Annotated in this window: 21 protein-coding genes; 10 read left to right on the top strand and 11 right to left on the bottom strand. The window is 72.6% G+C overall.

Going from position 1 to position 21233, the window contains the following annotated elements; all coding sequences use genetic code 11:
• Positions 1-47 precede the first annotated feature (47 nt).
• Positions 48-2339, top strand: coding sequence for an accessory Sec system translocase SecA2 (secA2, locus tag AB0I88_RS11585; protein WP_361021395.1), 2292 nt, complete (start codon positions 48-50; stop codon positions 2337-2339).
• Here secA2 and AB0I88_RS11590 read toward each other — a convergent pair.
• Positions 2323-2700 (bottom strand): ankyrin repeat domain-containing protein, encoded by a 378-nt coding sequence (locus tag AB0I88_RS11590; RefSeq protein WP_361021619.1) that lies wholly within the window; start codon positions 2698-2700, stop codon positions 2323-2325. The two genes, secA2 and AB0I88_RS11590, sit on opposite strands and share 17 nt — an antisense overlap.
• Positions 2701-2956: 256 nt before the next feature.
• Between AB0I88_RS11590 and AB0I88_RS11595 the strand changes: the two genes are divergently transcribed.
• The 3 genes from AB0I88_RS11595 to AB0I88_RS11605 all read left to right on the top strand — a co-directional run bounded on the left by AB0I88_RS11595 (position 2957) and on the right by AB0I88_RS11605 (position 4870).
• Complete coding sequence (locus AB0I88_RS11595) at positions 2957-3526, top strand: winged helix-turn-helix domain-containing protein (protein WP_361021398.1); 570 nt, start codon at positions 2957-2959, stop codon at positions 3524-3526.
• Positions 3527-3611: 85 nt separating this feature from the next.
• Positions 3612-4244 carry a uridine kinase gene (locus AB0I88_RS11600; RefSeq protein WP_361021401.1) on the top strand — a complete coding sequence of 211 codons (633 nt, stop codon included), beginning with the start codon at positions 3612-3614 and terminating at the stop codon, positions 4242-4244.
• Positions 4245-4444: 200 nt separating this feature from the next.
• Positions 4445-4870 (top strand): TraR/DksA C4-type zinc finger protein, encoded by a 426-nt coding sequence (locus AB0I88_RS11605; RefSeq protein ID WP_361021404.1) that lies wholly within the window; start codon positions 4445-4447, stop codon positions 4868-4870.
• Positions 4871-4986: 116 nt separating this feature from the next.
• On the opposite strand, the gene AB0I88_RS11610 is transcribed toward AB0I88_RS11605, so the two are convergent.
• Positions 4987-5796 (bottom strand): DUF72 domain-containing protein, encoded by an 810-nt coding sequence (locus AB0I88_RS11610; protein WP_361021407.1) that lies wholly within the window; start codon positions 5794-5796, stop codon positions 4987-4989.
• On the opposite strand from AB0I88_RS11610, the gene AB0I88_RS11615 reads away from it, so the two are divergent.
• Positions 5795-5965 carry a hypothetical protein gene (locus AB0I88_RS11615; protein ID WP_361021410.1) on the top strand — a complete coding sequence of 57 codons (171 nt, stop codon included), beginning with the start codon at positions 5795-5797 and terminating at the stop codon, positions 5963-5965. The genes AB0I88_RS11610 and AB0I88_RS11615 overlap by 2 nt on opposite strands.
• On the opposite strand, the gene AB0I88_RS11620 is transcribed toward AB0I88_RS11615, so the two are convergent.
• From AB0I88_RS11620 to AB0I88_RS11640, 5 genes are all read right to left on the bottom strand, one after another.
• Positions 5934-6638, bottom strand: coding sequence for a hypothetical protein (locus AB0I88_RS11620; protein WP_361021414.1), 705 nt, complete (start codon positions 6636-6638; stop codon positions 5934-5936). The genes AB0I88_RS11615 and AB0I88_RS11620 overlap by 32 nt on opposite strands.
• Positions 6639-6684: 46 nt before the next feature.
• Positions 6685-9483 (bottom strand): FtsK/SpoIIIE domain-containing protein, encoded by a 2799-nt coding sequence (locus AB0I88_RS11625; RefSeq protein WP_361021417.1) that lies wholly within the window; start codon positions 9481-9483, stop codon positions 6685-6687.
• A gap of 42 nt (positions 9484-9525) precedes the next feature.
• The gene (locus tag AB0I88_RS11630) at positions 9526-10440 is read right to left on the bottom strand and encodes a hypothetical protein (RefSeq protein ID WP_361021420.1); all 915 of its coding nucleotides are present in this window, start codon (positions 10438-10440) and stop codon (positions 9526-9528) included.
• Positions 10441-10444: 4 nt separating this feature from the next.
• On the bottom strand, positions 10445-10705 hold the full coding sequence (locus tag AB0I88_RS11635; protein ID WP_361021622.1) for a hypothetical protein: 261 nt from the start codon (positions 10703-10705) through the stop codon (positions 10445-10447).
• Positions 10706-10979: 274 nt separating this feature from the next.
• Positions 10980-11420, bottom strand: coding sequence for a hypothetical protein (locus AB0I88_RS11640; RefSeq protein WP_361021422.1), 441 nt, complete (start codon positions 11418-11420; stop codon positions 10980-10982).
• A 155-nt stretch (positions 11421-11575) separates the two neighbouring features.
• Here AB0I88_RS11640 and AB0I88_RS11645 point away from each other — a divergent pair, with 155 nt between their 5' ends.
• Positions 11576-14104, top strand: a complete 2529-nt coding sequence (locus AB0I88_RS11645; RefSeq protein WP_361021425.1) for an ATP-dependent Clp protease ATP-binding subunit — start codon at positions 11576-11578, stop codon at positions 14102-14104.
• 38 nt (positions 14105-14142) lie between these two features.
• On the opposite strand, the gene AB0I88_RS11650 is transcribed toward AB0I88_RS11645, so the two are convergent.
• Complete coding sequence (locus AB0I88_RS11650; protein WP_361021428.1) at positions 14143-15126, bottom strand: LysR family transcriptional regulator; 984 nt, start codon at positions 15124-15126, stop codon at positions 14143-14145.
• A gap of 125 nt (positions 15127-15251) precedes the next feature.
• Positions 15252-15818, bottom strand: a complete 567-nt coding sequence (locus AB0I88_RS11655; protein ID WP_361021431.1) for a hemerythrin domain-containing protein — start codon at positions 15816-15818, stop codon at positions 15252-15254.
• Positions 15819-15886: 68 nt separating this feature from the next.
• Between AB0I88_RS11655 and AB0I88_RS11660 the strand changes: the two genes are divergently transcribed.
• Together AB0I88_RS11660 and AB0I88_RS11665 are read left to right on the top strand one after the other, a co-directional pair.
• A complete protein-coding gene (locus AB0I88_RS11660; protein ID WP_361021434.1) occupies positions 15887-17194 on the top strand; it encodes a M20/M25/M40 family metallo-hydrolase in 1308 nt (435 codons plus the stop codon).
• A 22-nt stretch (positions 17195-17216) separates the two neighbouring features.
• The gene (locus tag AB0I88_RS11665) at positions 17217-17897 is read left to right on the top strand and encodes a hypothetical protein (RefSeq protein WP_361021437.1); all 681 of its coding nucleotides are present in this window, start codon (positions 17217-17219) and stop codon (positions 17895-17897) included.
• Positions 17898-17934: 37 nt separating this feature from the next.
• Here AB0I88_RS11665 and AB0I88_RS11670 read toward each other — a convergent pair whose 3' ends face one another.
• Positions 17935-18126, bottom strand: a complete 192-nt coding sequence (locus tag AB0I88_RS11670; protein WP_208472072.1) for a DUF5703 family protein — start codon at positions 18124-18126, stop codon at positions 17935-17937.
• A 198-nt stretch (positions 18127-18324) separates the two neighbouring features.
• A complete protein-coding gene (locus tag AB0I88_RS11675; RefSeq protein ID WP_361021440.1) occupies positions 18325-19323 on the bottom strand; it encodes an aldo/keto reductase in 999 nt (332 codons plus the stop codon).
• Between the two features lie 138 nt (positions 19324-19461).
• On the opposite strand from AB0I88_RS11675, the gene AB0I88_RS11680 reads away from it, so the two are divergent.
• Both AB0I88_RS11680 and AB0I88_RS11685 read left to right on the top strand, forming a co-directional pair.
• The gene (locus AB0I88_RS11680; RefSeq protein WP_361021443.1) at positions 19462-20514 is read left to right on the top strand and encodes an LLM class F420-dependent oxidoreductase; all 1053 of its coding nucleotides are present in this window, start codon (positions 19462-19464) and stop codon (positions 20512-20514) included.
• The gene (locus AB0I88_RS11685; RefSeq protein ID WP_361021446.1) at positions 20514-21206 is read left to right on the top strand and encodes an MSMEG_4193 family putative phosphomutase; all 693 of its coding nucleotides are present in this window, start codon (positions 20514-20516) and stop codon (positions 21204-21206) included. Before AB0I88_RS11680 ends, AB0I88_RS11685 begins: the two co-directional genes overlap by 1 nt.
• Positions 21207-21233: the final 27 nt, after the last annotated feature.

A 21233-nucleotide genomic window follows, 5' to 3' on the forward strand; every position in this document is an offset into this window, starting at 1 on the left:
GGAGTCCGCCGCCTGAGACGGGACAAAATGAAGTACCGTTGCGCGCCATGGGTGTGTCGCAGCGGCTGAAGAGCCGGTTCCGTAAGTTTCTCCAGCGTCCCGGTACGACGGTGGACCTCGGGCCGTTGGCGAAGCGGCTCGGCGCCATCGAGGCACGGGAGGACGCGCTCAAGGAGCTGGACGGCGCGGCCCTGACCGATGCCGCCCGCGAGGCGACCGACTACGCCGAGATCTGCGCCGTCGGGCGGGAGGCGGCGCGCCGGGCGATCGGCCAGCGGCCGTACGACGTGCAGCTGCTCGGCGCCATGGCCCTGCTCGACAAGCGGGTCGCCGAGATGGCCACCGGTGAGGGCAAGACGCTCACCGCCGCCGTCGCGGCGTACGGGCACACCCGTCTCGGCAACGGCCCGGTGCACATCCTGACCGTCAACGACTACCTGGCCAAGCGCGACGCCGAGTGGATGGAGCCGATCTACACGCTGCTCGGCCTGACCGTCGCCTCGGTGACCGAGACGATGACGCCGGAGGAGCGCCGCGAGGCGTATGCCGCGGACGTCACCTACGTCTCGGTGAGCGAGGCCGGCTTCGACTACCTGCGTGACCAGCTGGTCACCGACGTGGCCGACCGCGTGCAGCGCGACCTGGCCACCTGCATCGTCGACGAGGCCGACTCGATCCTGATCGACGAGGCCCGGGTGCCGATGGTGCTGGCCGGCAGCACCTCGGTGGAGAGCGATCCGGTGCACGAGGCCGCCGCCCTGATGAAGGAGCTGCGCCGGGGCAAGCACTACGAGGTGGCCGAGGACGGCCGCAGCGTGGCGTTCACCGACGACGGCCTCAAGCACATCGAGGAGAAGCTCGGCGGCATCGATCTGTACGCCGACGACCAGGTCGAGATCCTCTCCACGGTGAACGTGGCGCTGCACGCGCACGCCCTGCTGCGCCGCGACGTCGACTACATCGTCCGCAACGGCGGTGTCGAGCTGATCGACGAGATGCGCGGCCGGGTGGCCCAGCGCCGCCGCTGGCCGGACGGGCTCCAGGCGGCCGTCGAGGCCAAGGAGGGCCTGTCCGCCACCGCCGAGGGCGAGGTGCTGGACACCATCACGGTGCAGGCGTTCATCGCGCTCTACCGGACGGTGTGCGGCATGACGGCGACCGCCGTGCACGTCGGCGAGCAGCTGCGGGAGTACTTCAAGCTCGAGGTGGCGGTCATCCCGTCGAACACCCCGAACATCCGGGAGGACGACGTCGACCGGATCTACTCGGCGCACGACATGCGCGACGAGGCCCTGGTCGAGGAGATCAAGATCGCCCACGAGTCGGGGCGGCCGGTGCTGATCGGCACGCTGGACGTGAAGGCCTCCGAGCGGCTGGCCCGCCAGCTCGCCGACGCCGGTGTCCCGTGCAACGTGCTGAACGCGAAGAACGACGCCGAGGAGGCGGCCATCATCGCGGAGGCCGGCGCGCTCGGCGCGGTCACCGTCTCCACCCAGATGGCCGGCCGTGGTGTCGACATCCGCCTCGGCGGCAGCGACGAGAAGGACCGCGACAAGGTGGTCGAGCTCGGTGGGCTGTACGTGATCGGCTCCGGCCGCCACGACAGCCGCCGCGTCGACGACCAGCTCCGTGGCCGGGCCGGCCGGCAGGGCGACCCGGGCCGCTCGGTGTTCTTCGTGAGCCTCGAGGACGAGCTGGTCTTCCGGCACGCCGGCGACATCCTGCCGGCCTCCCCGCGGATGGACATCGACGGCGTCGTGCACGACTCCCAGGTGGAGTACGCGGTGGAGCACGCCCAGCGGGTCGCCGAGGGTGTGAACCACGAGATCCACAAGAACACCTGGCGGTACAGCGTGGTGATCGAGCAGCAGCGCCTGCTGCTGGCCGAGCGCCGTGAGCGCCTGCTCACCTCCGAGGTGGCGGCGATCATGCTGCTGGAGAAGGCGAAGGAGAAGGCCGACGAGACCGACGAGGACGTGCTGTCCGACGCGGCCCGCGCGATCGCTCTCTATCACCTGGACCGGCTGTGGGCCGAGCACCTGGCGTACCTGTCCGAGGTGCGCGAGGGTGTGCACCTGCGGGCGCTGGGCAAGCTGGACCCGCTGGACGAGTTCCACCGGGCGGCCGTGCCGGCGTTCCAGGAGTTGCTCACCCAGGTCGAGGCGCGCACCATCGAGACCTTCCTCGAGGTCGACCTGACCGACGGGTGGCAGCCGGACCGGGCGGAGATCGTCCGGCCCAGCGCCACCTGGACCTACCTGGTGCACGACAACCCGTTCGGTTCGGAGCTGGACCGGCTCATCGCGGCCGTCGGCCGGCGTCTCACGTCGGGCGGCTGAGAGGTTTCTCTCCCGGGGCGCCGTCCTGGCGGCGCCCCAGCAGTTCCGTCATCTCGGGCAGGTTGAAGAATTCCGCCGTCGCGACGGCGGTCCGCGGGTCGGCGCCCGCGCCGAGCAGAATCCGGACGGTCTCCGGATTCCGCCGGAACACCGCCGCGGCCAGTGCGGTCTGGCCCCGGTCGTTGGCCCGTTCCGGGTCGGCGCCCCGCTCCAGCAGCGCCGCCACGGTGCCGGCGTGATCGTGATAGGCCGCCAGGATCAGCAGCGTGTCGCCCTTGTCGTTGGTGAGGTTCGCGGGCAGTCCCGCGTCCACCTGGGCGGCGAGTGCGGTGGTCGCCCCGGACCGGGCCAGATCGAACATCCGGTGGGCGAAGGCGATGGTCTCTGCGTCGAGCTGTGTCACGTTTCAGCACTACCCGCGTTCGGCAACGTTTAATGAGGCTGACAGAAAACGTTCCCGGAATGCATTTGTGTGATGCGCGACAATATGGAACGTCCTTCCCACACTGTGGTTGGCGACTTGACCCGCGATCGTGCGGGCGGGAAATATCGTCCCCGCTTTACGCACAGTGATCAGTCATATTCGCTTGCCGCAGCAAATTCTGGGGGATACACCAATGCCGGTCAGCGCATTGTCGCCGCGAGCCGATCGTCGTTCCGCCGGACCGGGCCGGGGCTCCGGCCGTCGTTCCGCCGAACCCGCGCTGACCGTGACGCTCGCCATTCCGCTCACCGGTGACGTGATATCGCCACAGGCGCACCGGCTGCTCGCCGCGGTCCGCGAGCTCGTCGAACTGAGCAGGGGGACGGTCACCGTCGAGCAGGCCCCGTCCGCGGAGGCCCCCGAGCCGTCCGCAGGCGAGGCCGAGGGTCTTCCGGAGGGGCCGGAGGTGCGCCTGCTCACCTCGTCGCGCCAGGCGCTGCTGGACGGGGAGGCGCTGCAGCTCACCCGTCTCGAGTTCGACCTCCTCCAGTACCTCGCCGAGCGGCCCCGCCGGGTGTTCACCCGGGCGCAGCTGCTGGCCGCCGTGTGGGGTTACGAGCGGGCCGGCGAGCGCACCGTGGACGTGCACGTCCGGCGGCTCCGGCTCAAGCTGGGCGGGCAGCTCCCGCTCATCACCACGGTGTACGGCGTGGGCTACCGGCTGGCCGACGACGCGCGCGTGGTGATCCTGCCGCACGATTGACTCTTCTTCGCGACCGGCGTCGAGGGGCGCCGGAGAGTAGGTTTCCCGCATGATCTCCACCGTCGCGAACAAGAGTGACTGATCCATGCGGGTTCGCCCCGTCGCCTTCCCCTCCCTTGTCGAGGATCTCGCCGACCGCCTCGCCAGTCGGGAATCCGACAATAGACTCCGGGTGGCCGTCGACGGGGCGGATGCCGCCGATCCGGCCCGTCTGGCCGATGCCCTGGTCGACCCGCTGAGGGTTCGCGGCCGCCCGGTGGCACGGGTCGCGACCAGGGATTTCCTGCGGCCGGCATCGGTGCGCCTGGAGTTCGGGCGCACCAATCCGGACTCGTTCTACACCGGCTGGTTCGACGACGCCGGGCTGATCCGCGAGGTTCTCGCCCCGGCGGGACCGGGCGGATCGGGCCGGATCGTCGGCCGTCTCTGGGACGCGGCGGCCGACCGGGCCGCCCGGTACCCCTACCAGGAGCTCCCGCCGGGCGCGATCGTGCTGGTCAGCGGGCCGCTGTTGCTCGGCTCGGGGCTGCCGTTCGATTTCTCCGTCCACCTTGAGCTGTCCCCGGCGGCGCTGGCCCGGCGTACCCCGCCGGAGGCCGCCTGGACTCTTCCGGCGTACCACCGCTACGCCGCCGAGGTGGCCCCGGAAACCTTCGCTGACGTGGTCGTTCGTCTCGACGACCCGAAGCGCCCAGCGCTCGTCGTGACCGACTGGTGACCCTCGGCACAAGACCCGCGTGCCGAGTCCGTGGCGGATCCCACCACTGACAGTTATGCTCCGGTTACTTTTTCGCGGGGGTCCCGTTTGGGATCTCCGGCGGTGGGTATCGACCGGCTCCACACGCGGAGCCGGCCGGGGGCGAGGGTGACCCGGCGGATGGCCACCGGCTGGGGCTGAGGGAAGGGCAGGGGGACTGCATGCTCGTCAACGGAGCGGTTGTTGCGGGTAAGGGCGCGAGCACGGCGAAGGGGCTGCGCTCGGTCGAGGAGATCGAGCAGATCCGGGTGATCCTGCAGAGCCGATTCGAGGAGCTCAACACCGAGTACGAAGAGGCCGTCGCCCAGAACACCCGGCTTCGGCTGGTCGAGATCGGCGACGCGGCCGGCGACGACCAGGCCGACAGCGGATCGAAGACGGCCGAGCGCGACGCCGCGACCTCGCTGTTGAGGACGTTGCTGGACCGGCGGACCCAGGCGGAGCACGCGTTGCACCGGCTCGACGAGGGGACGTACGGGAACTGTGAGGGCTGCTCGAAGCCGATCCCGGTGGAGCGGCTGGAGGTGTTCCCCTCGGCCACCTCGTGCGTCAACTGCAAGCAGGTCCGCGAGCGCCGGGCCAGCTGACGACAGACCGGGCCCGTCCAACCGGCGGGCCCGGTATTCGGCACGCACACGAAAACCCGGCGGTGTCACTTTCGAAAATGGTGGCGGCCGCCACACATGCGCAATTCTGCAACCGTTTACCGGCGCGCCCGCACTCGCGGAACCCGGCTGATTTCAAGGCCGCGCCGCTCGGCTTCGGTGGCCATCACACCGGCGTCGATCACGGCGGCGCCACCCGGATCGTTGTTGAAGAACACAAACATTTCCGGTACGCCGCAGCGATCCAGCCACGAACGCAGCGCCGCCCGGCCGTACCGCGGCCACGGGTTCGCGGCCCCCTCGTGCAGGCGCAGATACCCGAAATCCGCGGTCCGCCAGAGCGGGGCGACCGGCCGCCCACGACGGTCGGCCCAGCAGAGAGCGGCCCCGTGCCGGCGCAGCAGGCCTTCGCAGTCACGGCTGAACCAGCTGTCGTGCCGCGGCTCCACCGCCACCCGTACCCCCTTCGGGAACTCCGACAGAGTCGCGTCCAGGGCGTCCAGATCGGCCCGCAGCGTCGGCGGCAGCTGCAGCAGCACCGGGCCCAGCCGGTCGCCGAGCGCCGACGCCCGCTCCAGGAACCGGGCCACCGGCTCGGCCGGCTCCCGCAGCCGCTTCACGTGCGTCAGGAAGCGGCTCATCTTGACCGCCACCACGAAGCCGTCCGGCGTCCGTTCCCGCCACCGCGCGAAGGTCGACCGCTCCGGCAGCCGGTAGAAGGCGTTGTTCACCTCGACCGTGGCGAACCGTTCCGCATAGTGCTCCAGCCAGGCCCGCTGCGGCAGCCCGGCCGGGTACAGGAATCCGGCGCCGCCGGACCCCTTCGGCGGCCGCCAGTCCCGGTACTGCCAACCCGACGTCCCGATCCACAACATGCAACCCACATACCCGGGTACCTTCCGTCTCATGACGGACACACCCGACGAACAGCAGACCGACGATCCGGTCGAGCAGACCGGCGACTACGAGTACGACGAGGCCCACGGCGGCGGCGACACCGGGCCCGACGTGCCGGCCGCCCTCCGCGAGGAGGCGGCGCGGCGGGTCAGCTCGGCTGGGCGAGCTGAACCGCGCTGAACAACAGCGCGGCCGTCAGCAGGCCGGTGCCGAGAACCGTCACGACGGCGGCCGTGTCCAGGCCGGCGCCACGGCGGTCGGCGATCAGCTTCGCCGTCACCACGGCCAGAACCGGGCAGCAGAGCAGCACCAGCAGCGCCACCACCGGCGCGGCCTGCTGCCACTCGCCGCCGGCCGCCTCCCCGGTCCGGCGGACCAGCAGGTTGCCGGTCACCCCGAGCAGCCCGCCGGCCAGCCCCAGCAGCCCGAAGAGGAACTTGGTGCCGAAGGTGATCGGCCGGGCCGGTGGCGTGTACTTGACCCGGCTCTCCACCTCGTCCAGATAGTCCGCCGCATCCCGGTCGCCGCGCTGCCGCGGGATGCTGGCCGGCGGCAGGGTACGCCCGAACCGTTCCGCGGCGGGCCCGACCCGGTGCACGAACTCCGACCACAGACCGGCCGCCCGGGCGTCCACGTGCTCCAGGTCGCGCCGGGCCCGGCGGACCTCACGCTCGGCGTCGTCCAGCTGCCCGGCCGCCTCCCGGACCGCGGCCTCGGCGGCGGCCCGGCGCTCGGTGTGCCAGCGCTGCGCCTCCTCGCGCAGGGTGGCCGCCCGCTCGTCCAGGGTGGTGAGGCGGCGCAGGACGGTCCGGTAGTCGGCCCGCTCGAAGTCCGCCGGCTCCAGCTCGCTCATGCCGCCTCCGCGTCGCTCCGGGTCGCGTCGCTGCGGGTCGCGTCGCTCATGAATTTCCGTAGGGGATGATCACCTCGGCGCCACGATGCACCGAGCGGTCGAAATGCAGGGCCCGCCACGGGCGTGGGTACCAGTTCGGCGCGCCCGTCCCCGGGTAGTACGGCGACAGTTCGCTGCCGTGCACGTCCAGGGCCACCCAGGAGCCGATCGCGTCGGTCCGGGCGGCGTGCCCGCCGAGGCTGTCCCGCAGCAGGCCGGCCCCCCGCCACCAGCCGAGCACGTGCAGCCGCCGCTCCGGCCCCTGCCGCAGGACGGTGCGCAACTGGTCGCCGGCCGCCTTGCCGCCGGGCAGCGCGTCGGCCGCGTAGATCAGGATGAAGTGCGGGCGGTCGGCGGGCCACGCGGCGGTCGCCTCCGCGGCGGCGTCCTCCAGCAGCCAGTCCACGTTCTCCGCGTCGTACCACCCGCAGTCCGGGATCCGCGCGTGCAGTGCCTCCGCGGACGCCCGGGCGTCGGGATCCAGGCAGACCACCGAGAACCGGGCCCCCTCCGGGGTGAACTGCGCGGCCAGGGAGCGGCCCGCGGTCGCCAGCACGGCGCACGCCTCGTCCACCCGGGTGCCGAGCACGGCCAGGTTGCGGCCGGGCGCGCGCCGCAGCACGGTACGCGCCGACCGGGCCGTCACGTCGATGGTCTCGCCGAGCAGGGCGATCGGCGCGGCCGGCGACTCGGTGGCCCGCAGCGCACGGAAGTCCGGGCTGTCGGCCAGTTTCGGGATCACGTCACCGTCGAACAGCCGGGGCGGCGCGTCGCCGGGCGGGCGCCGCCGCCACAGCCGGTGCTGGAGGGCGGCCCACTGCTCCCGGTCGCCGGCCGCCGGCACCCGGACCACCCGGTTCGCCTCGGTGGCGCCGGAGTCCGCGTTCACCACGGCGTGGTAGCGGGGCAGCGAGTCGGCCGCCGCGTTCGTCTCGGCGAGCACCCGGCGGGCCCGGGGCAGCGCGATCCGCAGGCTGAACTGGGCGACCAGCGCGGGGCGCCCCCACAACGCCTCGATGCCGGACACGTCCTGGCTGGCCAGGATCAGATGGATGCCCTGCGACCGGCCCCGCCGGGCGAGGTCCTCCAGCAGGTCGACCGCCTCGGCGGCGACGGTGTCCCGCCCGGCCAGCAGCACCTGGAACTCGTCGACCACCGCGACGATCCGCGGCCACGACCCGCCCGGGTCCTCGGCCCGCAGTTCGGCCAGGTTGGTGACCTCGTGCTGCTTGGCGGCGTCGGCACGGCGCCGCAGCTCGCCGCTGAGGAACCGCAGCAGCGCCAGACCGAACTCACGGTCGGTGTTGACGTTCACCCCCACCAGGCGTACGTGCGGCAGCCACGTGGGGTCCCGCCGGCCCGGCGCGAACCGGGCGAACGACACCCCCTCCTTGAAGTCGAGCAGGTAGAAGGCCAGCTCTCCGGGGGAGTAGCGGGCCGCCAGCGCCCCCATCCAGGCGTAGATGAAGTTGGTCTTGCCGGTGCCGGACGGCCCGGCGATCAGCGCATGCGGCGGATAGTCGCTCAGCGTGACCAGCACCCGGGCGCCCTGCGGGCTGTCACCGAGCGGGGCGGTCAGCCCGGTCGCCGACTCCTCGCACCACTCCTCGCCGGAGACCGGCAGCAGGCTGTCCAGCGCGACCGGCGCCGGCCCGGCGGCGACCGCCTCGGCGATCTGCCGGCAGGTCGCGGTCACCACGGATGGCGGCGGGCCGGGATCCAGCCGTACCGGCAGGTCGCCGGCGCTTCCGATCCGGGCGCCGTCGCCGGAGGCCGCCACCACGACCTCGATCCCCGGGCCCGGCTGCACGGACAGCCCCCGGATCACCAGGTGCACCCCGCACGCCGCCCCGGTACGCAGCAGCCGGTCCAGCTGGGACCGCTCGTGCCGGGACAGCTCGCCGCCGCCGAGCAGCACCGCCACCCGCCACGGCTCGGGCCGGCGCCGGGTGGCCCGGTGCAGCTCGCGCAACGACGAGTACTCACCCGCCAGCACCGTCTCGTTGACCCGCCGTACGTGCCCGACCAGCTCGTCCAGCAGCTTCTCCAGACCGCCCGGGCCGACGAAGGTCAGCACCCCGGCGGTGGCCAGCGGCGCGAATCCGGCCAGACCACCGCCCAGGCTCTCCGGGTCGTACCCGATGATCTTCAGGTGCCCGGGCGTGCTGGTGCCGAGCGCGCGCAGCAGCAGCCCGGCCGCCACGTCGTCACCGGCCCGCCGGTCGCCGTCGATGACGATGTGCCCGTGGTCGAGCAGCGGCACCAGGGCCGGCACCTCGGGCGGCCCGTCCTCCGGGACCGGCCCGGCCACCGGCGGCTGTCCGCTCTCCGGCCCGGCCTGCGGCTCGGTGACCTCGCCGGGCGCGCCGGCCCACGCGCCACCGGCCCAGGTGTCCGCGCCGGCCGGGTCCGGGCGCTCGGTGCGGACCGGGGACGGCACCGGTGCCTCGGGCAGCATGAGCCGGCCGACCCGCAGCTCCGCGGCGGTGTCCAGCGGCGTGGGCTCCCAGCTGTGCCACGGCTCGCCGGCCGCGCCCGGGGCCGCCCGGTCGGCCGCGGCGGCCGCCGCCCCGGCCAGCGCCGCCAGCTCGGTGTCGTGCCAGGCATCGATCTCGCGGATGCGCTCGTCCCGGGTCGCGCTCAGTTTCCGTTTACGCGCTGTCGCGGCGGCGCTGACCCGGCGGTACCGGGCCTCCGCCTCCGCCAGGGCCTCCTGCGCCCGGGAGAGCGCGACCTGCGCGGCGCCGAGCGCGTGGGACAGCCCGGCGCGGATCTCCATCACCCGGTGCTTGGTGGATTCAGCCATGACCTGCCGGCATCGTCGCAGTTACGGAAACCCGGGCGCGGCTCACCGCTGCTCCTCCCGGCCGGCGGGCCGGGGCCGGGACCGGGCCGGCTCCGGCGCGTCCGGGTCGAGGGCGCCCACGTCCCGGCCGAGCCGGGCCAGCAGCACCCCGGTCAGCACGCTCGCGGTCACCGCGCTGTCGGCCGGGTGCCCGGCCGGCCGGTCGCCGCGCTTCTCCTGCTGCTGTTTCACCGGCACCCGGCAGATCCGCATCAGGAGGGTCTCCAGCACGTGCGGTTCGGTGCCGGGCAGCAGCGCCCGCACCCGGCCCTCGGCCGCGGTCCGCAGTCGTGGCACGTCCTCCGGGCGGGGATCGTGGCCGAGCAGGTCGCCGGCCAGCCGGTGCAGCACCGGGGGAGTGACCGCCGACAGGCCCAGGCCGGTCGAGGCGTTCACCGCGTGCAGCTCGCGCCCGAGCCTGGCCCGGTCACCGGAGCGGACGCCGGCCGCGATCCGGCGCAGCAGCTCCGAGGAGTCCGGCGACTCGCCGGAGCCGGAGCGCTCGCCGGGCGGGTTCTCCCCGGTCAGTTCGGCGACCCGCCGTTGCCACCACGGGCCCAGCGTCTGCACCGAAGGGGCCGTCTCGGTCCGCTCCGGGCGCGGGCGCTCCTCCTCCCGGCGCAGGCCCTCGCGCCACTCCTGGCCGGCGGGGGCGCCGGGGACGCCGGCCAGGCCGAGGACCGCGAGATATCTCTCCACCGCGTCCTGGGTGCCGCGCAGGGCGGCGGCCGTGGTCTCCACGTGCTCGGTGGCGTGGGCGAGCCGGGCCACGCCGATGTCCTGACTGGACTCCTCCTGGACCCAGCGCATCAGCTCGGTGGCGGCGCGCAGTTTCTCCATCGCCATCGTGACCAGGCCCGTCGGCAGGTCGTCGGAGGTGGCGCGGATCTGGGCGCCGAGTTCCTGGAGCAGCGACATCGCGTCAGAGGTTCGCCGTGTAGGTGTGCGCCTGTTCGACCGCGGCCACGGTGGCGTTGAACCCGTCCTCCAACTGCTGCTCGGCGTGCGACAGCGAGGCGTGGGCGGCGCTGACCGCTTCGTTGCCGCTGCCGTCGAGGGCGGCGGCCAGGCTCTGCTGGGCCTCGCCGATCTTCTGTTTCGCCGCCTCTATCGCCTGCTGTGCCTCGGTGACCTGTTGAAGCGCGGCCTCCACGGCAGCTCTGAGTTCGGCGACACTGGCCACCCGGGCAGCCTCCTGTGCGGGTTTCACGGCTTGCGGTCCCAGCCTACCGCCCGGTTCCGGTATGGCTGTCCTCGGTCGCCCGGTTTTGGCAGACCCTGCCAGGCACGGCACAACCGCGGGTTTCCCCGGCGCGACCGAAGATCGCGCAGGTGGGATCGTATCGGACGAAGATCCACAATGGAGAGAGGGGTGGCCGGTGGTCATGTGCGAAGCGTCGCGAACACCCGCCGCCAGGGTGACGAAACGCCCCCGGCCGGGGGTCAGCCGAAGAGGGTCAGCGGGGGACCGAGGACGGGCCGCGGACCTCGGCGCCCAGGGCGGTGACCCGGTCGCGGAGGCCGCGGTCGGCGGTCACGACGATGGTGCGCCTGGTGGCGGCCGTTCCGCGTACCAGATCAACGATCTTGTCGTCGCCGGAGCCGGTGGCGCGCTCCACGCGCACCCCGCCCGGAGCCCGCGGGATGTCGCGTGCCCGGCCCTCGACCACCAGGACCACCTCGACGGGGGCCGGGACGTCCGGAAGGCCGGCGGCGGGCACCGCCGCCAGGCGGTCACGGAGCCGCTCCGCCGCGCCCGCCCGGTCCCGCCACCAGCCGTCCGGGACGGAGCCCACCACGTTCGCCCCGTCCACGACGATCAGCGGGACGCCGGGGTCGCCGGAATCGGGCGCCAAGAACTCCGGGGTCAGGAAGGGTGGATCCGAGGGAACCGACATGAAGTTGAGCCTACTGGAGTCAAGTTTTCGCGTGATCCGGGAATCGCCGGGGTGGTTCACGCGGTTCTAACCCTCGGGCGGCGGGAGTTTGCCGTCCAGGCGGCCGGGTAGCCCTGCGGGGACTCCGGCCCGAGGTACCAGGAGAAGAGAGACAGATGAGCATCGGAGCGTTCGGGCCGGCTGGGCCCGGCCAGTGGGACGACCTGTTCGCGCGCTTCTTCGGTGCGGCCGAGCCGCGCCGGTCGGCGCAGCGTTTCGACATCGCGCGTTACATGAGCAACGACGCCCGGCAGGTGCTCGCCGATGCGGCACGCCGGGCCGCCGAACTGGCCGGAGGCGTGGGCCGGCCGGCCGACCTGGACACCGATCACCTGCTCTGGGCGCTGCTCCAGCAGGAGGCGATGAAGCAGACCGTACGCCGGGCCGGCGCCGACCCGGAGCGGCTGCTCGCCGAGATGGGCCGCCCGGCGGACGCCACCAGAGACCTGCCGGACAGTGTCGCGCTGACCCCGGCGGCCAAGCGGGCACTGCTGGACAGCCTGCAGATCTCCCGGGCGGTCGGCGCCTCCTACATCGGCCCCGAGCACATCCTGATGGCGCTCGGGCTGAACACCGACTCCGCGGCCGGCCGCCTGCTGGCCGGGCGGATCGTCGACCCGCGCTCCATCCCGCACCACAGCGAGCTGCCGAAACCGTCCGGCGCCACGCACAGCCCCGCGGCACCCACCCCCACCCTGGAGCAGTTCGGCGTGGACCTCACCGAGTCGGCGCGGCGCGGCGAGATCGACCCGGTGATCGGGCGGGCCGACGAGATCGAGCAGGCCGTCGAGATCCTGTCCCGCCGCACCAAGAACAACCCGGTGCTGATCGGCGAGGCCGGCGTCGGCAAGACCGCGATCGTCGAGGGCCTGGCCCAGCGGATCGTGGACGGCGAGGTGCCGCTCACCCTCCAGGACAAGCGGGTCGTCCAGCTCGACCTGGCCGGGCTGGTCGCCGGCACCCGGTACCGCGGCGACTTCGAGGAGCGCCTGAAGAAGGTCATCGACGAGATCCAGGCCTCCGGCGACAACCTGATCGTCTTCATGGACGAGATCCACACCGTGGTCGGCGTGGGCGGTGGCGGCGAGGGCGGCGGCATGGACGCCGGCAACATGCTCAAGCCGGCCCTCGCCCGCGGGCGGCTGCGCGTCATCGGCGCGACCACGCTCGACGAGTACCGGAAGAACATCGAGAAGGACGCGGCCCTGGCCCGGCGCTTCCAGCCGGTGCTGGTCGGCGAGCCGAGCGTCGAGGACACCGTGGGGATCCTGCGCGGGCTGCGCGACAACTACGAGGCCCACCACCAGGTCCGGATCACCGACGAGGCGCTGGACGCGGCGGCCGTGCTGTCCGACCGGTACCTCACCGACCGGTTCCTGCCGGACAAGGCGATCGACCTGATCGACCAGGCCGGCGCGCGGGTCCGGCTGCGCACCAAGACGCCGGACGCCAACCGCCGCGAGCTGGAGCGCCGCCTCGAGCAGCTCTCCCGGGACCGGGACCAGGCGGTCGCCGCCGAACACTACGAGCAGGCCTCCGAGCTGCGCGACCAGATCAACTCGCTGAAGGCGGAACTGGCCGGCGACGGCGCGGGCGCCGTAGGGGTGCCGCAGGTGACGCCGGACGAGATCGCCGAGGTGGTGTCGCGGTCCACCGGCATCCCGGTGGCCCAGCTCACCGAGGCCGAACGGGACCGTCTGCTCCGCCTCGAACAGCACCTGCACGAGCACGTCATCGGCCAGGAGGAAGCGGTCGGCGCGGTCGCCGAAGCGGTCCGCCGGTCCCGGGCCGGACTGGGCGACCCGGACCGGCCGGTCGGCAGCTTCCTGTTCCTCGGCCCCACCGGCGTCGGCAAGACCGAGCTGGCCCGGTCACTGGCCGAAGCCCTGTTCGGCGAGCCGGACCGGATGATCCGGCTGGACATGAGCGAGTTCCAGGAGCGGCACACGGTGTCCCGGCTGGTCGGGGCGCCGCCCGGATACGTCGGCTACGGCGAGGCGGGACAGCTCACCGAGGCGGTGCGGCGGCGGCCGTACAGCGTGGTGCTGCTGGACGAGATCGAGAAGGCGCACCCGGACGTCTTCAACGTGCTGCTGCAGGTGCTCGACGACGGGCGGCTCACCGACAGCCAGGGACGGACCGTCAGCTTCAAGAACACCGTACTGATCATGACGAGCAACCTCGGGGCCGACCTGATCAACGGCAGCACCCGCAGCGTCGGCTTCGGCGGCGCGGACACCGGCCGCTCGCCCGACGAGGAACTGCGCGACCGGCTCGACCGGCGGCTCAAGGAACAGCTGCGGCCCGAGTTCATCAACCGGATCGACGAGATCATCATCTTCCGGCAGCTGGAGAGCGGCCAACTGCACCGGATCACCGAGATGCTGCTCGAGGAGACCCGCCGGCGCCTGCACGCCCAGGACGTCACCCTGGACATCACCTCGGCGGCGGTGGACTGGCTGGCCGAGCGGGGCTTCCAGCCCGAGTTCGGGGCCCGGCCACTGCGCCGGACCATCCAGCGGGAGTTGGACAACCGGCTGTCGAGGATGCTGCTCGCCGCCGATCTCGCCCCCGGCCGTACGGTCCGGGTGGACGCCCGCGACGGCTCGCTCACCTTCGACGTGGCCGTCACGACGGCCGCCTGACCGCCCGGATCGAGGGGGCGCTGCCCCCTCGATCCGTCTCAGGCCGCGGCGAGCTGGCTGCTGCCCCCACCCAGGTGGGTCTGCGTACGGATCCACTCCATGTAGTTCTCGTTGCGGGCCAGGGTCTCCTGGTACGCCTCCTGCGCGTGACCCATCAGGATGGGCGCGCTGCGGGCCGCCTGGGAGTCCGGGTGCCAGCCGAGGATCATCCGCCAGCGCAGCGGCGCACCCATCAGCGGACGGCTGACCAGCCCGGCCGGAGCCCGGAAGGTGGGCTGGCACAGACCGATCGCGGAGCCCAGCTCCACCATGTCGATGCAGTTGCGGACATCCGACTCGAGCACCCGGCGCGGGGCGAACCCGGCGCGGGCGCACGCCGCGGCGAAACAGTCGCCGAAACAGCCGTCGCCGGCGCCGGCCACCCAGTGCTCGTCGGCCAGGTCGGAGAGGTCGACCTCCATGTTCTTGGCCTGTGGGTGGTCCTCCGGCATCAGCACGCAGACCGCGTCGATGCCGATCGTCTCCCAGACCAGCCCGTACTCCGCCGAGGGGATGGCGTCGCCGCAGACGCCCACCTGCGCGTAGTCCAGCTTGCCGGCGAGCACCATGTTCGACAGCTCGGAGATGTAGTACGACGCGTGCGTGGAGATCTGCGCCTCCGGCTGGGTGGCCGACAGGCGGTGCACCAGATGGGCCACCACGGGGCCGCTGATCGCGCCGATCCGGTACCTGCTCATCGTGTCGTGCCCGCCGCCGGCGGCCAGCCGGGCCGCCTCGTCCTGCAGGCCCTTCATGGCTGGCAGCAGAACCCTGGCGCGGGACAGCACCAGCTCCCCCAGGGCCGTGGGGCGCGCCCCCCGGCGGTCACGGTCGAACAGCGGGCCACCCAGAGTGCGCTCGATCCGCTGAAGTTGGGCGGTGAGCGCAGGCTGGGCAAGGCCGAGTTGTGACGCGGCCTTGGTCACGCTGCCGGTCTCCGCGATGGCGCAGACCACCTTCAGATGCCGCAGCTCGAGGTTCATAGCGTGACGTTAGGACTAGAACGGGATCGAACGCTAGTCCAGGAGCCGTGGAATGATCGGCAACCTGTGACAAACGTATGAACGAACAGGACGAAGGGCACTTACCCCACGCGATCCCGCGTTTGTTACAGATCGCGTACGTACGTGGTGCGCGCGGTGACCGCGTCCCGGACCTTGTCCACCACACCGACGATCGGGTCCACCACCTTGTTCCACGGCGGTGACGACGGCGTTGCCGGATGCGGACGGGTCGGCGCCGCCTCCTCGGCCGTCTCGAACCGGTTGCCCAGCCGCACCAGATCCTCCGCGGACACCATCTGCTCCAGCAACGGCAGCAGCTCCCCGGCGTCGGCCGCCACGTGCCGCTCGATCGCGGCGCCGAACTCCCGCACGTCCCCGTCGCTCAGCAGGCGCAGCAGCAGCGCGTCCTCGGCCAGCTCCCGGTCGGCGATCCGGTCGCCGCCGGGCACCGCGGCCCGCACCGCCGGATAGAGATACTGCTCCTCGGCGCTCAGATGCCGGGAGACGGTGGCGACCAGCACGGAGACGACCCGCGGGTCGCCGGGCTCCGACCTCAGCCGCTCGGTCAGGGCGAGGATCTGCCGGTGCTGCTCGCCGACCACGTCGACGATGCTGCGACCGGAGGTCTCGCCGCCGGTCGGCGGAAGCGGGGGAAGGTTCACGTCGGACACGGCCGTCCCGATACCCGTCCCGGCTCACCGGCCAAACCTCCGTGACCGGCTGCTGGTAAGAAGGGCGGATGGACACCACCGCCGAGAGGGAGGTCACCGGGCTCTGCCGTGACCTGCTGCGCATCGACACCACCAACACCGGCGATCAGCGGACCACCGTGGGGGAGCGGGCCGCCGCGGAGTACGTCGCGGAGAAGCTGGGTGAGGTCGGGATCGAGTCTCGGCTGCTGGAGTCGGCGCCGAGACGGGCCAACCTGATCGCCCGGATACCCGGCGCCGACCCCGCGCGGGGCGCGCTGCTCGTCCACGGTCACCTCGACGTGGTCCCGGCCGACGCGAGCGAGTGGTCGGCGCCGCCGTTCGCCGGTGAGGAGAAGGACGGCTACCTGTGGGGCCGCGGGGCGGTCGACATGAAGGACTTCGACGCCATGGTGCTGGCCGTCGTCCGCGAGTGGAAGCGCACCGGCTACGTCCCGCCGCGCGACATCGTCCTGGCCTACACCGCCGACGAGGAGGCCGGCATGGAGTACGGCTCCCAGTGGCTGGCCCGCAACCACCCGGACGAGTTCGACGGCTGCACCGAGGCGATCGGCGAGGTCGGCGGCTATTCGTACACGGTCAACGACGACCTGCGGCTCTACCTCGTCCAAACCGCCGAGAAGGGGCTCGACTGGCTGCGGGTGCACGCCACCGGGCGGCCCGGTCACGGCTCCTTCATCCACGACGACAACGCCGTCACCGCGCTGTCCGAAGCCGTCGCGCGGGTCGGTCGGCACCGGTTCCCGACCGTGGTCACCCCGACCGTACGGTCCTTCCTGGAACAGGTCAGCGAGGCTCTGGAGATCGAACTGGACCCGGACGAGCCGGAGCTCGCGGTGGCCAAACTCGGCCCGATCGCCAACCTGATCGGCGCCACCCTGCGCAACACCGCCAACCCGACCCGCCTGGAAGCCGGCTACAAGGACAACGTCATCCCGGGCCGGGCGTCGGCCACCATCGACTGCCGGACCCTGCCGGGCCACGCCGACGCGTTCCTGCGCGAGCTGCGCGAGGTGATCGGGCCGGACCTGGAGATCGAGCACGTGCACCAGCAGCCGGCCGTGGAGACCTCGTTCGACGGGGCGCTGGTCGACGCCATGGGCGCCGCGCTGCGAGCCGAGGACCCGGGCGCGCGCACCGTGCCCTACCTGATGTCCGGGGGCACCGACGCCAAGGCCTTCGCCACCCTGGGCATCCGCTGCTTCGGGTTCGCGCCGCTGCGCCTGCCTCCGGATCTCAACTTCAGTGCGCTCTTCCACGGCATCGACGAGCGAGTTCCGGTGGAGGGACTAAAGTTCGGCGTGCGTGTGCTCGATCGTTTGCTCCGAAACAGCTGAAATCGGAAGGACCCCCAATTCCATGACTGACCAGAACGCCGAGCTCGACGAGGCCCTCGAGCGGGTGGTCGAGGCGGCGCGGGCGCACCTCGCGGCCGTCAAGGTGGCCGCGGGCCGCATCGACGACGACGACGTCTGGCAGGCGTACGTCGACCTCAACAACGCCTCTTTCGCGTACGACGAGAAGCTGCTCGACGCCTTCGGCGAAGTCACGCCGTGGGACGTCGAGGCCATCGACCCGGACGAGGCCGACCGCAGGTTCGGCCAGCTCGCCGAGTCCGGTGGCGCGGCCGGCGCCGACCCGCACCCGCAGGTCGTCTCGGTCCGGCAGCGCCGTGACTACCGGGTGCCCAGCGTCTCCGCACTGCTGCGGGTCGCCGAGGCCGCCCGGCGCAGCTCCGTCCCCGAGGACGAGGACGCCGGCCCGGTCGAGTCCGTCGGCGAGGCCGTGCTCGAGCTGCTGCAGGCCGGCGACGGGTCGCTCGCCTCCCTCGACGTGCCCGAGCTGGAGCCGCTGGACGGCCTGCTCACCGTCACCGAGGTGGCCAAGCCGCTCGACCTGGAGGCCTTCGACGACGCGGACGGCAGTGGCCCGTTCGCCCCGGTCGAGGGCGACATGCTGGTCGGCCGGCTCGACGAGCACCCGTTCCTGCCCGACGAGGACGACCACGACCACGACCACGCCGGTCACCACCACCACTGACGGACCAGGGCCCGTCCGCGGGAGCGGGCGGGCCCTGTCAGTAACTGAGGCCGGGCTGCGGCGTCGGCTGCAGGCGGCGCCGCAGCATCACCTTGCGGCTCCCGTCGGCGAAGAGCTGAACCCTGGCCAGCTCCCAGCCGGAGAATTCGGCCTGTATGGCGAGCTGCGCCGCCGCGGTCAGACGATCGACATTCGAAGGCAACCGGAGCGGCGCGTATTCGTAGTCCATGGCGTCTAGATTGCACCCGCTCCAGGGTCTCCGACAAGCGCTGACCAGCGGCTATTCTTGTCCTCCGTGCTCGGTGCCCGGCGAAGCGGGGCGGCACCGCACCTCTCACCGCAGGCGCCGGCGCCCCGGGTCACCGCGGTCGAGGACCCGTCACCAGGTGGTGCCTCTGGTGGGCCCGCCGCGGTTCGACGGGGATCGTCAGTCGTAGGGGCTGTGGGGGTGGCTGGCGCCCTCACGTTCGGGGTAGCCGACCTCGATGGCGGAGACGTCGTCGAGGGCGAAGGCGATCTCCGCGGGCAGCGTGAGGTGCTCGCTGCGCAGCGCGCCCTCCAGTTGACCGGCCGTGCGGGCGCCCAGGATCGCGGCGGCCACGCCGGGACGGTCGCGGATCCAGGCGAGCGCCACCTCGAGCGGGGACACGCTCAGGCCGCTCGCCGCGGTGACCACCGCCTCGACGATGCTGGAGCTGCGCGGTTCCAGATAGGTCCGCACGAACGGGGCCATGTGCTCGGAGGCGGCCCGGGAGTCGAGCGGCCGGCCGTTGCGGTACTTGCCGGTGAGCACGCCGCGGCCCAGCGGCGACCACGCCAGCACCCCGAAGCCGAGGGCGGCGGCGGCCGGCAGGATCTCCCGCTCGATACCGCGTTCGAGCAGGGAGTACTCCATCTGGGCGGCCACGATCGGCGCCCGGCCCGGGTAGGCCGCCTGCCAGGTGGCGGCCCGCGCGGTCTGCCAGGCGGCGAAGTTGGACACCCCGACGTAGCGGACGCGGCCGCTGGCCACCGCGTGGTCGAGCGCCGCCAGGGTCTCCTCGAACGGGGTCTGCGCGTCGTAGCCGTGCACCTGCCACAGGTCGACGTAGTCGGTGCCGAGCCGGCGCAGCGACGCGTCGAGGGAGCGCAGCAGGTTGCCCCGGGAGCCGTCGCGCGGACGGTAGCGGTGCGGGGTGAGGCCGGCCTTGGTGGCGATCACCACCTCGTCGCGGGGCACCAGGTGGTCGAGCAGGGAGCCGATCACCGACTCGGCGTCGCCGTCGCCGTACACGTCGGCGGTGTCCAGAAGCGTGCCGCCCGCCTCCAGGAAGATCTTCAGCTGATCCGCCGCGTCGTCGGGGTCGGTGTCCCGGCCCCAGGTCATGGTGCCGAGCGCGAGCCGCGAAACCGCTAGCCCGCTTCGGCCGAGCGGTCGCTGATGCATGAGTGAACCTTATTCAGGCCACACCATTCGCGAAATGCTCGAGCATCAGCCGGGCGGGTCGGTTACCGGACCGAAACGGGTCGGCCACCGGTCAGTAGGCTTGCCCGGGACTCATCAAGATCTCGGGAGGGCGGTTCGGTGCGGCTCGGACTCAGTCTCGGCTACCAGACGGCGTGGAGCACCCCCGCCGACCATCTCGCCATGGCACGGGAGGCGGACCGGCTCGGCTACTCCGTGGTCTGGGCCGCGGAGGCGTACGGATCGGACACGGTGAGCATGCTCGCCTGGATCGCCGGCCAGACCGAGCGGATCGACCTGGGCGCGGCCGTCATGCAGATCCCGGCGCGGACCCCGGCGATGACCGCGATGACCGCCGCCACTCTGGACACTCTGTCCGGCAAGCGGTTCCGGCTGGGCCTGGGCGTCTCCGGCCCGCAGGTGTCCGAGGGCTGGCACGGTGTGCGGTTCGCCAAGCCGCTGGCCCGCACCCGGGAGTACGTGGACATCGTCCGGCAGGCGCTGTCCCGGCAGCCGGTGTCCTATCAGGGCGAGCACTACACGCTGCCGCTGCCGGGCGGCGCCGGCAAGCCGCTCAAGCTGGGCTTCCGCCCGGCGCGTACCGGGATTCCCGTCTACCTGGCCGCGGTCGGCCCGAGGAATCTGGAGCTGGCCGGTGAGATCGCCGACGGCTGGCTGGGGATCTTCGTGGCGCCGGACGCGGCCGGCGACCACCTGCGGCACATCGCGGCCGGCCGGGCCCGGCGGGGCCTCGGGCTGTCCGGGTTCGACGTGGTGGCCGGTGTGCCGGTGGCGATCGGCGACGACCTGGACGCGTGCGCCGACGTGATCCGGCCGTACGCGGCCCTGTACGTCGGCGGGATGGGCAGCCGGGAGCAGAACTTCTACAACGCCCTGGCGGTCCGGCTCGGCTACGCCGACGAGGCGAAGCTGGTGCAGGACCTCTATCTGAGCCGGAGACCGGCGGAGGCGGCGGCCGCGGTGCCGCGCGAGTTCATCGAGCGCACCTCGATCATCGGCTCCCGGGAGCAGGTGCGGAAGCGGATCGAGGAGTACGCGGCGGCCGGCGTCGGCACGCTGTCGATCAGCCCGTACGTGGGTGATCTGGAGAGTGGCCTGCGGACGCTGCGGATCGTGGCCGAGGCCTTCGCCGAGTCCGGTGTGGCCCGGTAGTGGCCACCGTGCTGCTGCTCCGGCACGGCCGGACGACCGCGAACGCCTCCGGTGAGCTGGCCGGCCGCCGTCCGGTCGAGCTCGACGACGCCGGCCGCGCCCAGGCGTCCCGGGTGGCCGGCCGGATCGGGGGGCTGCCGCTGGCCGCGGTCGTCTCCAGCCCGCTGATCCGCTGCCGGCAGACGGTCGGCCTGGCGGCGCCGGACGCCGAGCCGGCGCTCGAGGAGGGCCTGACCGAGTGCGGGTACGGCGACTGGGAGGGCCGCCGGCTCAAGGACCTGGCGAAGGAGCCGCTCTGGCAGGTGGTCCAGCACCATCCGAGCGCCGTCGTCTTCCCGAACGGCGAGGCGATGGCGGCGATGTCGGCGCGGGCGGTCGCCGCGGTCCGCTCCTGGGACTCGAAGATCACCGCCGAGCACGGCCCGGACGCGGTCTGGCTGGCGTGCAGTCACGGCGACGTGATCAAGGCAGTCGTGGCCGACGCCCTCGGTCTGCACCTGGACCAGTTCCAGCGGATCGTGGCCGATCCGGCGTCGATCACGGCGATCCGGTACACGGCCGGGCGGCCGTTCGTGGTGCGCCTCAACGAGACCGGTGAGCTGGGTTCGCTCGTACCGCCGAGAACCGGGGGCCGGGAGAAGGCCGCGGAGAGCGACGCGGCTGTGGGTGGCGGCGCCGGAGGCGGCGTCTGACAACGCTCCGTGATCGGCGCATAGTCG

The organism is Actinoplanes sp. NPDC049802, assembly GCF_040656595.1.
GTDB lineage: Bacteria > Actinomycetota > Actinomycetes > Mycobacteriales > Micromonosporaceae > Actinoplanes.

Bases quoted from the DNA above. Each gene is read 5' to 3' on its own strand.
- secA2 (WP_361021395.1), top strand. From the start codon at position 48: ATGGGTGTGTCGCAGCGGCTGAAGAGCCGGTTCCGTAAGTTTCTCCAG.
- AB0I88_RS11590 (WP_361021619.1), bottom strand. From the start codon at position 2,700: ATGTTCGATCTGGCCCGGTCCGGGGCGACCACCGCACTCGCCGCCCAG.
- AB0I88_RS11595 (WP_361021398.1), top strand. From the start codon at position 2,957: ATGCCGGTCAGCGCATTGTCGCCGCGAGCCGATCGTCGTTCCGCCGGA.
- AB0I88_RS11600 (WP_361021401.1), top strand. From the start codon at position 3,612: ATGCGGGTTCGCCCCGTCGCCTTCCCCTCCCTTGTCGAGGATCTCGCC.
- AB0I88_RS11605 (WP_361021404.1), top strand. From the start codon at position 4,445: ATGCTCGTCAACGGAGCGGTTGTTGCGGGTAAGGGCGCGAGCACGGCG.
- AB0I88_RS11615 (WP_361021410.1), top strand. From the start codon at position 5,795: ATGACGGACACACCCGACGAACAGCAGACCGACGATCCGGTCGAGCAG.
- AB0I88_RS11610 (WP_361021407.1), bottom strand. From the start codon at position 5,796: ATGAGACGGAAGGTACCCGGGTATGTGGGTTGCATGTTGTGGATCGGG.
- AB0I88_RS11620 (WP_361021414.1), bottom strand. From the start codon at position 6,638: ATGAGCGAGCTGGAGCCGGCGGACTTCGAGCGGGCCGACTACCGGACC.
- AB0I88_RS11625 (WP_361021417.1), bottom strand. From the start codon at position 9,483: ATGGCTGAATCCACCAAGCACCGGGTGATGGAGATCCGCGCCGGGCTG.
- AB0I88_RS11630 (WP_361021420.1), bottom strand. From the start codon at position 10,440: ATGTCGCTGCTCCAGGAACTCGGCGCCCAGATCCGCGCCACCTCCGAC.
- AB0I88_RS11640 (WP_361021422.1), bottom strand. From the start codon at position 11,420: ATGTCGGTTCCCTCGGATCCACCCTTCCTGACCCCGGAGTTCTTGGCG.
- AB0I88_RS11645 (WP_361021425.1), top strand. From the start codon at position 11,576: ATGAGCATCGGAGCGTTCGGGCCGGCTGGGCCCGGCCAGTGGGACGAC.
- AB0I88_RS11650 (WP_361021428.1), bottom strand. From the start codon at position 15,126: ATGAACCTCGAGCTGCGGCATCTGAAGGTGGTCTGCGCCATCGCGGAG.
- AB0I88_RS11660 (WP_361021434.1), top strand. From the start codon at position 15,887: ATGGACACCACCGCCGAGAGGGAGGTCACCGGGCTCTGCCGTGACCTG.
- AB0I88_RS11665 (WP_361021437.1), top strand. From the start codon at position 17,217: ATGACTGACCAGAACGCCGAGCTCGACGAGGCCCTCGAGCGGGTGGTC.
- AB0I88_RS11670 (WP_208472072.1), bottom strand. From the start codon at position 18,126: ATGGACTACGAATACGCGCCGCTCCGGTTGCCTTCGAATGTCGATCGT.
- AB0I88_RS11675 (WP_361021440.1), bottom strand. From the start codon at position 19,323: ATGCATCAGCGACCGCTCGGCCGAAGCGGGCTAGCGGTTTCGCGGCTC.